12 protein-coding genes are annotated in these 14246 nt (G+C 46.3%); 9 read left to right on the forward strand and 3 right to left on the reverse strand.

Going from position 1 to position 14246, the window contains the following annotated elements:
• Window positions 1-9: 9 nt before the first annotated feature.
• Window positions 10-495: a dihydrofolate reductase gene (locus KNO98_RS01555; RefSeq protein WP_214698384.1), complete on the reverse strand. Its 486-nt coding sequence runs from the start codon at window positions 493-495 to the stop codon at window positions 10-12.
• Window positions 492-1286, reverse strand: coding sequence for a thymidylate synthase (locus KNO98_RS01560; protein ID WP_214698385.1), 795 nt, complete (start codon window positions 1284-1286; stop codon window positions 492-494). The genes KNO98_RS01555 and KNO98_RS01560 overlap by 4 nt, the downstream gene beginning before the upstream one ends.
• 190 nt (window positions 1287-1476) lie before the next feature.
• Here KNO98_RS01560 and KNO98_RS01565 point away from each other — a divergent pair, with 190 nt between their 5' ends.
• From KNO98_RS01565 to KNO98_RS01575, 3 genes are all read left to right on the forward strand, one after another.
• Window positions 1477-2001, forward strand: coding sequence for a type 1 glutamine amidotransferase domain-containing protein (locus tag KNO98_RS01565; RefSeq protein WP_214698388.1), 525 nt, complete (start codon window positions 1477-1479; stop codon window positions 1999-2001).
• A gap of 26 nt (window positions 2002-2027) precedes the next feature.
• A complete protein-coding gene (locus KNO98_RS01570; protein WP_214698390.1) occupies window positions 2028-2762 on the forward strand; it encodes a Bax inhibitor-1/YccA family protein in 735 nt (244 codons plus the stop codon).
• A gap of 78 nt (window positions 2763-2840) precedes the next feature.
• Window positions 2841-3950: an NAD(P)/FAD-dependent oxidoreductase gene (locus KNO98_RS01575; protein WP_214698392.1), complete on the forward strand. Its 1110-nt coding sequence runs from the start codon at window positions 2841-2843 to the stop codon at window positions 3948-3950.
• A 38-nt stretch (window positions 3951-3988) separates the two neighbouring features.
• Here KNO98_RS01575 and KNO98_RS01580 read toward each other — a convergent pair whose 3' ends face one another.
• On the reverse strand, window positions 3989-4552 hold the full coding sequence (locus KNO98_RS01580; protein ID WP_214698393.1) for a TetR/AcrR family transcriptional regulator: 564 nt from the start codon (window positions 4550-4552) through the stop codon (window positions 3989-3991).
• Between the two features lie 121 nt (window positions 4553-4673).
• On the opposite strand from KNO98_RS01580, the gene KNO98_RS01585 reads away from it, so the two are divergent.
• The 6 genes from KNO98_RS01585 to KNO98_RS01610 all read left to right on the forward strand — a co-directional run bounded on the left by KNO98_RS01585 (window position 4674) and on the right by KNO98_RS01610 (window position 14225).
• Window positions 4674-5546 carry an ABC transporter ATP-binding protein gene (locus KNO98_RS01585; RefSeq protein ID WP_214698395.1) on the forward strand — a complete coding sequence of 291 codons (873 nt, stop codon included), beginning with the start codon at window positions 4674-4676 and terminating at the stop codon, window positions 5544-5546.
• Window positions 5547-6341 carry an ABC transporter permease subunit gene (locus KNO98_RS01590; protein ID WP_026826065.1) on the forward strand — a complete coding sequence of 265 codons (795 nt, stop codon included), beginning with the start codon at window positions 5547-5549 and terminating at the stop codon, window positions 6339-6341. It abuts the gene before it with no gap.
• A 65-nt stretch (window positions 6342-6406) separates the two neighbouring features.
• Window positions 6407-7219 carry an aldo/keto reductase gene (locus KNO98_RS01595; protein ID WP_026826064.1) on the forward strand — a complete coding sequence of 271 codons (813 nt, stop codon included), beginning with the start codon at window positions 6407-6409 and terminating at the stop codon, window positions 7217-7219.
• Window positions 7220-7335: 116 nt separating this feature from the next.
• Complete coding sequence (locus KNO98_RS01600) at window positions 7336-8085, forward strand: tryptophan-rich sensory protein (protein WP_214698397.1); 750 nt, start codon at window positions 7336-7338, stop codon at window positions 8083-8085.
• Window positions 8086-8337: 252 nt separating this feature from the next.
• On the forward strand, window positions 8338-12777 hold the full coding sequence (gene gltB / locus KNO98_RS01605; RefSeq protein ID WP_214698404.1) for a glutamate synthase large subunit: 4440 nt from the start codon (window positions 8338-8340) through the stop codon (window positions 12775-12777).
• Window positions 12774-14225, forward strand: a complete 1452-nt coding sequence (locus tag KNO98_RS01610; RefSeq protein ID WP_214698406.1) for a glutamate synthase subunit beta — start codon at window positions 12774-12776, stop codon at window positions 14223-14225. Before gltB ends, KNO98_RS01610 begins: the two co-directional genes overlap by 4 nt.
• The last annotated feature ends 21 nt before the right edge of the window (window positions 14226-14246 follow it).

Raw genomic sequence — 14246 nt, forward strand, 5'->3', positions numbered from 1 at the left:
CATCAATGATTACTCGATGTCTGCTTTGTCGTATTGTTTAAATGTAAAGGAATATGCATGTCTTTCGTCTTGTGGATGATTGATTTGATTTGTGACCGTCCATTCCCCTGTGCGTTCAGGATAATACGTGTCGGCCTCGAACCTAGATTCGACTTCCGTGGCATAGATTCGACTCGTCATCGGCATCGTCTGCTCATATAAGGTGGCACCACCAATGACAAAGCATTCTTCCTGCTCACTCAATTCAACAAGACGGTCCAAGTCATGCCATACTTCGACTTGATCTGCTTCAAATGAAGAGTCGGACGTGACGACGATATTGCGTCGGTTTGGCAAAGCCTTTCCGATTGATTCGAACGTCTTTCTTCCCATTACGACTGTCCCGCCAGACGTGACGGTCTTGAAGTGTTTCAAGTCATCTGGCAAGCGCCATAACAAATCATTGTCTTTTCCGATTTCTCGGCTCTGCCCATACGCAACGACATGCGAAATCATACGCTCACTTCCCCTTTAATATGTGGATGCGGGTCATATCCGAGAATCTCAAAGTCTTCAAAACGGAATGATTCGATTGAGGGGACGTCTCGGACAATCTTGAGTTGTGGTAACAGGCGTGGCTCACGTGAGAGTTGAAGCTCCACTTGCTCGAGATGGTTGTGGTAAATATGTGCATCTCCGATTGTGTGGACAAAATCACCAACCTCAAGGCCGGTCACATGCGCAACCATGTGCGTCAGAAGCGCATAGGAAGCGATATTGAACGGAACTCCTAAAAAGGTGTCGGCACTCCGCTGATACAATTGGCAAGATAGCTTCCCGTCGGCGACATAGAATTGGAACAACAGATGACAGGGCGGGAGGGCCATCTCCTCTAGTTGTCCAGGGTTCCATGCGGAGACGATCAACCGTCTCGAATCAGGATTTGTCTTGATTTGTTCAATCACTTGAGCCAACTGATCGACGGTCGAGCCGTCCGGGCGCGGGAACGAACGCCATTGTGAGCCGTATACGGGTCCTAGATTGCCTTCTTCATCTGCCCATTCGTTCCAAATACGGACTCCATTCTCTTGTAGATAACGAATGTTTGTTTCTCCCGAAATGAACCAAAGTAGTTCATGAATGATCGAACGAGTATGTAATTTTTTCGTCGTGATAAGGGGAAAACCTTCCTGCAGATTAAAGCGCATTTGATAGCCAAAAACGCTCGTCGTCCCTGTACCAGTCCGGTCTTCTTTCGCTATTCCATTGTCGAGAATATGTCGACATAAGTCATGATATTGCTTCATACGTGATGTGCCTCCTTCTCAATCTCCTACCACTAAAGGTATCATATAATATCAATATTGTAGAGTGGAAACACAAGATATAGTGGTGAGAGTCATCCCTAATCAATATCATGGAACAACAATCACGATTCTTCGTTTTCGCCACTCTCGGTTTCGGGTATAATGGTGAATGAATATAAGGAGGGGTTTGATGAAACTTCAAGGAAAGAAAGTTCTTCAACTTGTCAGTAATGACTTCGAAGATTTAGAACTTTGGTATCCGGTGCACCGTCTTCGTGAAGAAGGAGCGCACGTGATCCTCGCGGGAGAGAAAGCCGATCATGCGTATATCGGTAAATATGGTGTCCCTGCCAAATCAGACGTATCGTTTGATGATGTAGACATCACTTCGTTCGATGCGATTCTCGTTCCGGGTGGTTGGTCACCTGACTTGTTACGTCGTTTTGATTCGGTGAAGGGGTTCGTCCGCTATATGGATGAACAAAAGCGACCGATCGGTCAAATTTGTCATGCTGGTTGGGTGCTGATTTCAGCGAACATTTTAGACGGTGTGAACGTGACGAGCACGCCGGGAATCAAAGATGACATGGAAAATGCGGGTGCGATTTGGCATGATGAGCCGGTCATCGTTGACGGACATATCGTCTCGAGTCGCCGACCACCAGATTTACCAGATTATATGCGCGCGTTCATCGACGTGTTCGCAAAACAGTAACTGAATCATAAAGGAGCTATACAACGTTGAACTTAAAATCGAATCCATTACTTCGTAAATCTATGCACTCTACAGCTTATAGTGCTGAGCCGATGACAAAAGCAGGGACATGGTCCAAAGTGTTTACATTGCTTCTTCTCGTGACGGCGGCAGCCGGTACGACATGGCTTGTCGTCCCTACAATTGAGGAAGAACTCTTGTTCCCGATCATGATTGGATCGCTCATCCTCGGGTTTATCTTTGCCTTGCTCATCACGTTTAAACCGAATACAGCGCCGGTTGTTGCACCACTTTACGGTATTATTGAAGGTGTGTTTGTCGGTTCGATTTCGTATTTCTTTGAAGCGATGGTCCCTGGTATTGTGGGACGTGCCGTATTGACGACGTTTGTCGTTGCTTTTGCGATGTGGTTTGTCTATACGACAGGTCTCGTCAAAGTGACACAAAAATTCAGAGCCGGTGTCATGGCTGCCATGTTCACAGTCATGTTGCTATATCTCGTGCAACTCGTCATGAGTCTATTCGGTTCAGGGTTGGCGTTTATGACCGGTTCGAGCCCGCTTGCAATCGGCGTACAGTTTGTCATTGTCATCGTCGCTTCGCTCGCGCTCGTCTTAGACTTTGACTTTATTGCAAGTCAGGTCGAAGCTCGTGCGCCGAAACAATTAGAATGGGTGGCGGCGTTCGGATTAATCGTCACACTCGTCTGGTTGTATATTGAATTGTTAGACTTATTGTATCGTCTAGCGATGAGAGAATAACATGTAATCATCGATCCATTGGGTCGATGATTTTTTCACGAAAGGATGTGTCCATCTGTCTGAAAGGACAGATTTATGATGAAGAAAATTGTGATTATCGGGTCGGGAATCGTTGGTGTATCGACAGCCTATCATTTAGCAGGTAAAGCTGACGTGACGGTCATCGACCGTAAAGAAGAAGGACGTGCGACAGATGCGGCAGCAGGAATCGTCTGTCCATGGATTGCGCAACGACGCAATAAAGCATGGTACGCACTCGCAAAAGGAGGTGCGCACTATTATCCGCAGATCGTGAAAGAGTTGGAAGCTGAAGGGGAAACGGAGACCGGATACAAACGGGTCGGGACTCTTGCGCTACATGAAGAAGCAAAACTTGACCAGATGATGGAGCGGACGATGAAACGACGTGAAGAGGCCCCGGAAATCGGCGACCTCGAACGATTGACCGCACAAGAGGCACAACTCCGCTTTCCTCCGTTATCCGATGAATATGATGCGCTTCTAGTAACAGGTGGAGCACGTGTGGACGGTGGGAAATTCCGAGGAGCACTCGAGCGTGTCGCCCAAAAACGCGGTGCAAAGTTCGTCTATGGTTCGGCACGATTGACTGGTGGGGATGAGATTGGCGTAGAGTGTGACGGAGTTCTCCATGAAGCGGATGAAATCATCCTTGCGGCGGGGGCGTGGCTACCGGAACTGTTACAGCCTATTGGATATACAGCTCGTGTCGACGGAGAGAAGGCGCAACTCGTTCACGTTCAGTTAAAGGACACCGATGCATCGAATTGGCCGGTTGTCATGCCACCACGGAGACGGTATTTACTTGGATTTGACGATGGTAAGGTTGTCATCGGCTCAACGCATGAGAAAGGAAAAGCATTCGATGCACGACCGACGGCGATTGGTGTTCATGAAGTACTGACAAAAGGTTTGGAGTCTTCACCTGGTCTTGCTGAAGCAGAACTCATTGAAACGAAAGTTGGCTTCCGTCCAGTCACACCGAATTCGATCCCTGTGCTTGGAAGGGTGCCCGGGGCAGAAAACCTGCTAGTCGCGAACGGTCTAGGCTCATCCGGATTGACGGTAGGCCCATTCATCGGGAAAGTGTTAAGTGATCTCGTTCTTACAGGCGACGCCGAAGTGGATCTATCGCTTTATCCGATCGAAGACTTTATCTATAAAACATGAAGAAAGGTGGCTGTCTGAAAATCTTAGACAGTCACCTTTTAACGTTTAATAACCCCGTTTAAAAAGAAATGAAAATAATCTTCCATCGTTTCTTTCATATCACCGATTGAAAAATGAGGATCGGACAGGATGGCCTGCTGCATTAACTGAACATAGCGAAGATAAGAGGCGGTCGATAAGGTCACATCGATTGATCCTTGTTGCTTACCGTACTCAATCAGTCGGGCGAAGGCGGTGTATCCCCGGGTCGCAAGTTGTTCCCAGTTTGGGTCCTGTTGCATTGTCTTCGTAATGGTCTCATCAAAGAGAACCGCTGTCTTAATTTTTCGCTTCAAGATGTCTACGAGTAACGCGTCGAAGGGAGTATTCGATTCGATTTTTTGATCGATCCAATTCATTTGTTCCTCCGTCATTTTTTTCAATACTTCAATGATGACCTGCTCTTTTGAACCAAAATAATTATAAATGGATACGGGGGAAACGTGTGCTTTTTTAGCGAGCTCGCTTACGGTAAATCGAGATTGCTTCTCTGTCATTAAGTTAAAAGCCGCGCTTAAAATGGCCTGTCGTTTTTCTTCAGTGCGTTTTGCGAATCCATCCATTTGTATAATCGCTCCTTTCTATAGTTTTGTAATAAATATACCATTACCATTTCAAAAAAGAACGTGATATACTAATTTTGTAATCATATTAAATGAATATTTCAAAAAAGGGGGATTCAAGATGATTCGGATTCAGCAATTGACGAAACGGTTCGATTCGACACACGGTATTTTTGACGTCTCGCTTAACGTATCACCGGGAATGATTTTTGGATTCATCGGACCGAATGGTGCAGGTAAATCAACAACGATTCGGCATTTGATGGGACTTTTGAAACCAAATGAAGGGAAAGCCTCAATCAATGGATTCGATTGTTGGCAAGAAACAGAGAAGGTGAAAGAGAGCGTTGGCTATTTGCCGGGAGAAATCAATTACCCACAAAACATGACCGGAGAAGAAATCATTCGGTTGACCCGTCATTTGCACAAAACAGATACTGACCGCGAACGGCGGCTTCGTGAACGATTTTCATTTGATGAAGCGACGAAAGTACGGAAGATGTCAAAAGGAATGAAGCAAAAGTTGGCTATTATCACGTGCTTCATGAAAGATGTGCCTGTCTATATTTTAGATGAGCCGACGAGTGGACTTGACCCGCTCATGCAGGAACGGTTAATCGATTGGTTGATTGAAGAAAAACAAGCAGGAAAAGCGATTCTCATGAGTTCACACCATTTTCCAGAGATGGAAAGGACGTGTGATCGTGCCGCATTGATTAAAGACGGCCGCATTATCATCGAGGAAAACATGGGAGAACTTCGACAGCATAGTGTGAAACGATATCGAATCGAATTCTCATCAGAGACAGAGGCGATCCGGTTCATCGAAGCTTCCGGATCGCGAGATGGAGTACACGTCGAGGTCGCGATCACGTCGCCACGAGACTTAAACAACTTAATCCGAACGCTTGCCGACTATGAGATTCGTTCACTTGAGAGTGGCGAAGACGAACTCGAACACTTGTTTATGCAGTATTACGGGGAGGCGACATAAATGTTAATAAGATCTATGTTTAGACAAAATCGCAGTTGGATTCTCGGTTATTCAATCGGAACAAGTATCTACCTCTTCTTTTTGGCGGCTATTTTCCCATCCATTCAGGAAACGGGATTGATTGAGGCAAAGTTAGAGTCCTTACCACCGGAACTGCTCGACGTGTTCCAAATCGATGCGACGATGGCGATGGATAATTTGCTCAATTTGTTGTCGAGTAATTATTATGGATTGATCTTTTATGTACTCGCTGTGTTGTTTGCGTTGACGTTTGCCTCAAAACTCCTCGCCAAACCGGTCGATTCTGGAGAAATCATGCTTTACATGGCGGCACCGATTTCTCGAGTCACGTATGTATTGTCCACATTTGTCATCCTCATCATTGCAGTAAGTTTTTTTGTCGGATTAAATGGGCTCAGTCTCATGGCAGCAGATGTATTGTTTGATTTACAAATCGACTATTCTGTTCTATGGATGCTTCAATTGAACGGAGCACTCATGCTGCTCGTATTAGGTGTCGTTGCTTATATGTTGGCAAGTCTGTTCGATGATAGTAGCAAATCCTATATGGTGACGGGTGGAATCTTTACGTTTTTCTTAATGGTGAATATCATTAACGGAGTGAGTGAGCAGTTCGAATGGCTAGGGAACATTTCCTTCTTCTCTCTCTTTGATGCTCCGGCCATCATGCGTGAAGAATTTGGTGGCATTCATTTTATATGGTTAATCGGCTTATTAATGTTCTTTTCAGTACTCTCGTTCATCCGTTTTATCCGAAAAGATTTGACGATTTAGTTTTTCAAAATAAATTCTCGGGTATGATAGAATCAGTTCGATAGAATAAAAAGGGGATGAACTAGATGTTATATGCTACGTTAAGAAACAAGGTAGAAATTCCGATGATCGGCTTTGGAGTGTGGCAAGTCGACAATGATACTGAAGCACCAGCAGCTGTCGTTGAGGCCATTAAAACGGGCTATCGTCATATCGATACGGCTGCAATTTATAAAAACGAAGATGGCGTCGCAAAAGGAATCAAAATTTCAGGAGTCGACCGTTCAGAATTGTTCATCACATCGAAGATTTGGAATGATGATATTCGTGAGGGGAAAACAAAAGTAGCTTTTGAAAACTCATTGAAGCGACTCCAGACAGATTATTTGGACCTTTGCCTACTTCATTGGCCGGTAGATGGCTTTGTCGAGGCATGGAAGGACCTCATCGATTTGTATAAGGCTGGGAAGATTAAAGCAATCGGTGTATCAAACTTCAAAGAGCACCATCTTGAAGCGTTGAAAGAAGCGGGACTTATGACACCACTCATTAATCAGGTGGAACTACACCCACAACTACCACAACCGGATTTGCTAGACTATTGCCAAGATGAAGGCATTCAAATTGAAGCGTGGAGTCCACTTATGCAAGGAAAGTTCTTAGACATTCCTGTCTTTTCGGAAATAGCTGAGAAGCATGACCGGACGCCTGCACAAGTTGTGCTTCGATGGCACCTCGAGTCGGGTCACGTCGCCTTACCAAAATCGGTTACACCACACCGAATCCGTGAGAATTTTGACGTGTTTGACTTTTCACTCGATGCAGACGATTTAGCAAAAATCGACCAAGTGGCGACGGGTGAACGTCTCGGACCAGACCCAGATGAAATCGATTTTTAATCAAAAGGGACTCGCTTAGGCAAGTCCCTTTTGACGTGTAGAGTCACACGGATCGGGGTATTGATTATTATGTTGCTAAAAGGAGGTGTTTGATCTTCGTTTAGAAGATCGAGGATATGGACTTATCTAAATGGCCGATAGTGAACTGGGTCGCTTTCTTGGCGACGGTTGTCATCAATTATTTTGCGAGTGGTGACAATGCCGCGGTTTCAGACCGGATCGATATTTACTTTAAGCCAGCGGGCTACGCCTTCTCGATTTGGGGAGTCATCTATGTGGCGTTACTTGTATGGTTAGTCTTGCAAGTGAAAAAAGGGACGGTGGCGAATCGACAAGCTAATCGAATGAAGGCAGGATTTCTAATCTCATGTGTATTGAACGGGTTATGGCTACTTGCATTCACGAATGAGTGGTTCATCATCTCTCTCGTCGTCATGGTATCATTCTTAGCTTCTCTTTGTTGGCTGTACTATATCGCGTTCCGAACGTCTACAAGTTGGCTCGACCGCTTCCCATTCTCCATTTATATCGGTTGGGTATCGGTTGCAACAATCGTCAATACGTTTGTCGTCATGAAGACGGAGCAGATTACTTCACTGTTAGGACTCGATGAACTTGCTTGGACGTCACTCATGCTCATGGTTGGGGTCGTACTAGCCCTTCTCTTCATGTGGTGGCACCACGACTTCATCTATCCTCTCGTATTCGTTTGGGCATACATCGGTATTTTTGCAAGAATCGAAGAGGGGACGCTATATGTCGTCATCGTTAGTGCGCTCGCATTGCTTGCAATTGGGTATATCGGATTGATTTTGTGGAAGCGACCGAAATCGTTTATACACCATACGCGTAAAACAGTTGAATAATAAAAAAGGATATCTTAAGTGATATCCTTTTTTACGTTCTTAAGAACCTATAAACAAATAATATTGATGGATATTTATTCTTTATCTAATATAACTAAAACTGAGTAACTCATTGATATCAATGATGTATGCGCTTTCATATATATTCTTTGATATTCTTATTATGCAAAAATACATACAGCGCACTTGATTTATCAGAATATTTAGAACAAAATGTTAATTACGAAACTGTGAGTGAAAGGGGTCGATGATATGAGTCGAGTTGGACTGTATGACTCAAGATTTGAGAAAGATGCGTGCGGAATTGGACTATATGTCAATTTACACGGACTTAAAAAACATGAGATTGTCCGTAAATCACTTTCGATGTTGTGTAATTTAGAGCACCGAGGTGGACAAGGCGTCATCGATGCCGGAGATGGTGCTGGCATTATGACAGAGATTCCACATGAGTTGTTCATGCAAACGATGAACCTTCCGTCACTCGGTCGTTACGCTGTCGGAATGGTTTTTTTTCAGCCGTCAGAAGATCGACTGAATGAAAAAGTTAAATTAATGGAACGTATGGCGGATGAATTGGATTGCTCGACGATCGAGTGGCGCGAAGTACCCGTGGACTCCACACAAATCGGTGAACATGCCCGTGTGACGCAACCGGTCATCTATCAGTGGTTCATCTCATGCCCATTCCTGGATGAAGATGCAAATGAACGGGTTTTTTATGAACTCAGACGAAAAATCGAAAAAGTCGAAATGTTAAACTTATATATCGCTAGTTTGTCGACGAAGACAATTGTCTATAAAGGAATGTTGACGCCTAGCCAAATCTCCGCATTTTACTTGGATTTACAATCGCCTCACTATAAGAGTACATTCGGCATTGTCCATTCTCGATTCTCAACGAATACATTCCCGTCCTGGGAACGAGCGCATCCAAACCGGATGATTGTCCATAATGGTGAAATCAATACGTTACGAGGAAACATCGATGCGATGCGTGCACGTGAAGGAGTCACCTCAACAGACCTGTTTGAAGACGTGAATCACTTGTTCCCTGTTCTCCAAGAGGATGGCAGTGACTCCTCAATGCTCGATAATGCCTTTGAATTTTTCACACGGACCGGTCGTTCGATAGCGCACACAGCCATGATGTTAATTCCAGAACCGTTCGTGGAAGCGAAAATGGAACCTTTCAAACGTGACTTCTATCAATATCATTCTTCAATCATGGAACCGTGGGATGGTCCGACTGGTGTCGTCTTTACAGATGGTCGGCAAATCGGGGCAATTTTAGATCGGAATGGATTGCGTCCGATGCGTTACATCGAAACATTGGACGGGGAATTGATCCTGTCGTCTGAGACGGGGGTCATTCCGGTCGATGCTGAGAACGTCAAATCAAAACAACGCCTCAGACCAGGGCAGTTGTTGTTGATTGACCTGATTGAGAAGCGATTGATTCCTGACAGTGAAATCAAGGAGACGATTGCGAAGTCAGAGCCATATCATAAATGGCTAAAGCAAATGATGATTAGTGAGGACAGAGGTGTTCAGGAGCAAACGGTTTCAGAGCTAGATCGTGTGCAACGTGCATTCGGTTATACAAAAGAGGACATCGAACAATACATGGTTCCTTTAATTAATGACGAGAAAGATCCAATCGGGTCGATGGGACACGATCAACCAATCGCTGTGCTTTCGACACGCCCACGATCGCTATTCCATTACTTCAAACAACATTTTGCACAAGTGACGAACCCGCCTATTGACGCATTACGAGAGAAGATTGTCACGGCGACATTCACCTGGATTGGTCCGCAAGGAGATCCGGTCCATACAGGACGCGGGCATGCGAAGCGTGTCTGGTTAGACCATCCGATTATTGATGGCACCACCCTTGATCAGATTGATGAACGACTTACACTCAAACGAATCGATGCAACATTTGCGAGTGATTTAGAATCGGCACTTGACGTACTCTTGAAGAGCGTCAGTCAAGCTGTTCAAGAAGGTGCGAACGTCATCGTCCTATCTGATCGCCTCATGAATGAGTTGCGAATTGCAATGCCTTCACTTCTCGTACTTAGTGCGGTACACCAGCATTTAATTCGGGAGAACTTACGCTCGAGCTGTAGCATCATTTGTGAGAGTGGAGAAGTTCGAGAAGTGCATCAGGCAGCGACGTTGATTGGTTACGGAGCAGATGCGGTCTATCCATACGTCGCGTATGCAACGATTCAAAACTTAGTTGAACATGGTCAAATCGCTCATACGTTTGAAGAGGCTGTTCGATCTTATCAGAAAGCGGTCGTAGAAGGGATCGTCAAAATCATGTCGAAGATGGGTATCTCGACGATTCAAAGCTATCGTGGGGCTCAAATTTTCGAAGCGATCGGATTAGACAGTCGATTGATTGAAAGGCATTTCCGAGGAACGACATCTCAACTATCTGGGATTGGATTCGTTGAACTAGAGGGCGAGGCGAGAGTGTTGCACGAATCCGCTTACCAGACGAATCGTCCGCTAGAAGCGGGGAGCGATTTCCAGTGGCGGGCAGACGGAGAAGAGCATGCATTCAATCCAAAGACAATTCATTTGTTGCAACGAGCTTGCCGCGAGAATGATCGAAAGTACTACGACGCCTACGTTAAATTGCATGAGTCTTCAGGACAGTTTATCCGCCAGTTGTTTACGTTCAAAGCACAACGTCCTGTGGCGCTTGACGAAGTTGAACCTATCACTTCGATTGTGGGACGATTCAAGAGCGGCGCGATGTCGTTCGGGTCGTTGTCGAAAGAAGCGCACGAAACACTCGCCATCGCCATGAACCAGATTGGTGCGAAAAGTAATTCTGGTGAAGGGGGAGAGGACCGCGCTCGTTATGTGGCAGATGAATTTGGAAACGAGCGAATCAGTCGCATCAAACAAGTCGCGAGTGGACGTTTCGGTGTGACAGCCGAATATCTTTATCATGCCGATGAAATTCAAATTAAAATGGCTCAAGGAGCAAAACCTGGAGAAGGTGGACAACTTCCGGGGAACAAAGTGTATCCATGGGTAGCGGAAGTTCGAGGTTCGGTTCCTGGGGTTGGACTGATCTCGCCGCCTCCGCACCACGATATATATTCCATCGAGGATTTGGCACAACTGATTTTTGATTTAAAGCATGTGAATCCGAACGCAAAAATCAGTGTCAAGCTCGTATCGAAATCAGGGGTCGGGACGATTGCGGCAGGTGTGGCAAAAGCGAACGCGGATACGATTGTCATCAGTGGATATGATGGCGGGACTGGTGCTTCTCCGAAGACATCAATCAAGCATACGGGACTCCCTTGGGAACTCGGTCTCTTAGAGACACATCAAACGCTTGCATTGAATGGATTGCGGGGGAGAGTCACGCTTGAGACGGACGGTAAGCTTATGACAGGGCGGGATATCGTCATGGCCGCAATCTTCGGAGCGGAAGAGTTCGCTTTTGCGACAGCACCGCTTGTCGTTCTCGGCTGTATCATGATGCGCGCATGTCACTTAGATACTTGCCCGGTCGGTGTGGCGACGCAAGACCCGGTACTTCGCCAAAAATTCATGGGGAAACCAGAACATGTCGTCAACTTGATGACATTCTTAGCTGAAGAAGTACGGGAGATCTTAGCATCACTTGGTGTGACGTCACTCGACGAAGTGATTGGTCGAACGGATTTACTCGAAGAAAGTGAGTGGAAGACGATTCATCCGAAAGCAAAACGGTTGGATTTAGCACCGATGCTCTCAATGCCGACACCACTCCCAGAATCTGAAGAGCTACCTCATCCGGCATATTATTCCTATGATCATCGGAAATTGATTCCAGCAGTTTCCCGGTCGATTAGCTCGTTGCAGCCGACATTCTTCGTTGGCCGGATTCGCAACACCGATCGAGCGGTCGGGACGCAGTTAGGATTTGAAGTAACGAAAGTTCATGGTCAGTTTGGTCTTCCGGACGATACGATTTCACTTCGACTTAGTGGGTCGGCCGGACAAAGTTTAGGTGCATTCATACCACGTGGAATCACCATTTCTGTGATTGGAGATGCAAACGATTATATCGGTAAAGGCTTGAGTGGAGGGAAACTGGCGTTGATTGCTGAAAAACATGCCCCTTTTGACGAGAGTGAACAAATGATTGCTGGTAACGTTTGCTTATACGGAGCGACGAGCGGTCAAGCTTTCTTTAACGGGCACGTCGGCGAGCGTTTTGCCGTCCGTAACTCAGGTGCAGCGACAGTCGTCGAAGGAGTCGGAGATCATGGCTGCGAATATATGACGGGTGGTACTGTTCTCGTACTCGGACAGATTGGGCGAAACTTTGCGGCCGGTATGTCTGGTGGAACAGCTTATATTTACGGAGCACAAGCGTATGAACAACTCGTCAATGAGGAACTCGTTTCCGTCGAACGAGAACTGGACGATGAGGACATGGAACAAATTTATACACTTCTTGAAGCGCATCAATTCCATACAGACAGCGTCAAAGCACGGACGATTTTAGAGTCATTTGAACAAGTGCGTTCACACTTTGTGAAAGTCGTTCCGAGAGACTATGCGAACGTCTTAGACGTGATGCGTCAGATTGAGGCGAATCGTCCAGAATTGAGTGAGGCCGACCGAGCACTTGAATTGTTCCGCGTCGTGACTGAAGGAGGTACCGCATGAAACATAACTTTTTGAATATCGCGCGAACGACCTTACCAGAGCGTCAGGTTGATGAACGGGTGAGAGATTATGATGAATATGCGTCTCGTATGGATGACGAATCTGTCCAGCAACAAGCCGCACGTTGTATGGATTGCGGCACACCGTTCTGTCATGTCGGGGAGTTGATTGGTCAGGAGACGATTGGATGCCCGATTCATAACTTTATTCCAGAATGGAACAAGCTTGTCACGAAAGCAGACTGGATGGGTGCGTATCATCGATTGATGGAGACGAACAACTTCCCGGAGTTCACGGGAAGGGTTTGTCCGGCGCCGTGTGAAGGATCATGTACGCTCGCCATTAGTGAAGATCCTGTCGCCATCAAATCGATTGAACGGACAATCATCGATCGTGCCTTTGAAGAAGGATGGGTGAAACCGAGATCGATTCAGCATAGAACCGGGATGACGGTCGCGATTATCGGAAGCGGTCCAGCCGGATTGGCTGCAGCCGATCAATTGAATCAACTTGGACATTCGGTCACCATCATTGAGAAAGCGGACGAAGCGGGAGGGCTCCTCATGTACGGAATCCCGAACATGAAACTGGATAAAGGTGTCGTAAGACGTCGTGTTCGCCTGCTCGAGCAAGAGGGAATCGTCATCCGGACGAATGTAGAGGTCGGTACCGACGTGACGGTCGAATCGCTTCGTAACGAGTACGATGCTGTCATTTTGGCGACTGGCGCACAAAAACAGCGTACGCTTGGGATTGATGGAGATGATGCCATTGGCGTGGAAATGGCAATGGACTATTTGACAGCCTCGATGCATGAACGAAAAGGAGTACATCTCGAATCGAAATTTGACGCCAAAGACAAAAATGTCATCGTCATCGGAGGTGGGGACACAGGCGCCGATTGCGTGGCGACTGCGATTCGTCAAGGCGCAAAATCAGTCGTTCAATTTGGTAAGCACCCATCAAAAGGGTTGCTTCGTGCACCTGAGAAACCTTGGCCGTTGCAGCCTGACACGCTAACGACCGATTATGCGTATGCTGAATCGCTCGCGGTGTATGAGAAAGACCCGAGAACGTATTTGATTCGTTCCAACCAAATCGTCACGAAAGAGGGACGTGTCACTGGGATTGAAACGGAACGGATGACGAAAGTTGTCAACCCGGATGGTCAGGCGACTTTCTTCGTGGAAGAAGATTCGATAGAGACGTATCCTGCGGACCTCGTCCTCGTTGCGATTGGGTTTGAGAGACCGGAGCATGAATTGCGGAAAATCGGCGTCGAAAAGACGAAGGATTTCCATACAGCAACGGATAACGTCTTTGTCGCCGGGGATGCGAAGCGAGGTCAAAGCTTAATCGTTTGGGCAATTCGAGAAGGGCGAGAAGTGGCAGAAGTCGTCGACTCCTATCTCGAAACTTGCAAGACTGTCTTAAAAACCTCATCATAAAAAAGGAGCGACAACCGTCGC

This window comes from Exiguobacterium sp. s57 (genome assembly GCF_018617685.1).
In the GTDB taxonomy this organism is placed as follows: domain Bacteria; phylum Bacillota; class Bacilli; order Exiguobacteriales; family Exiguobacteriaceae; genus Exiguobacterium; species Exiguobacterium marinum.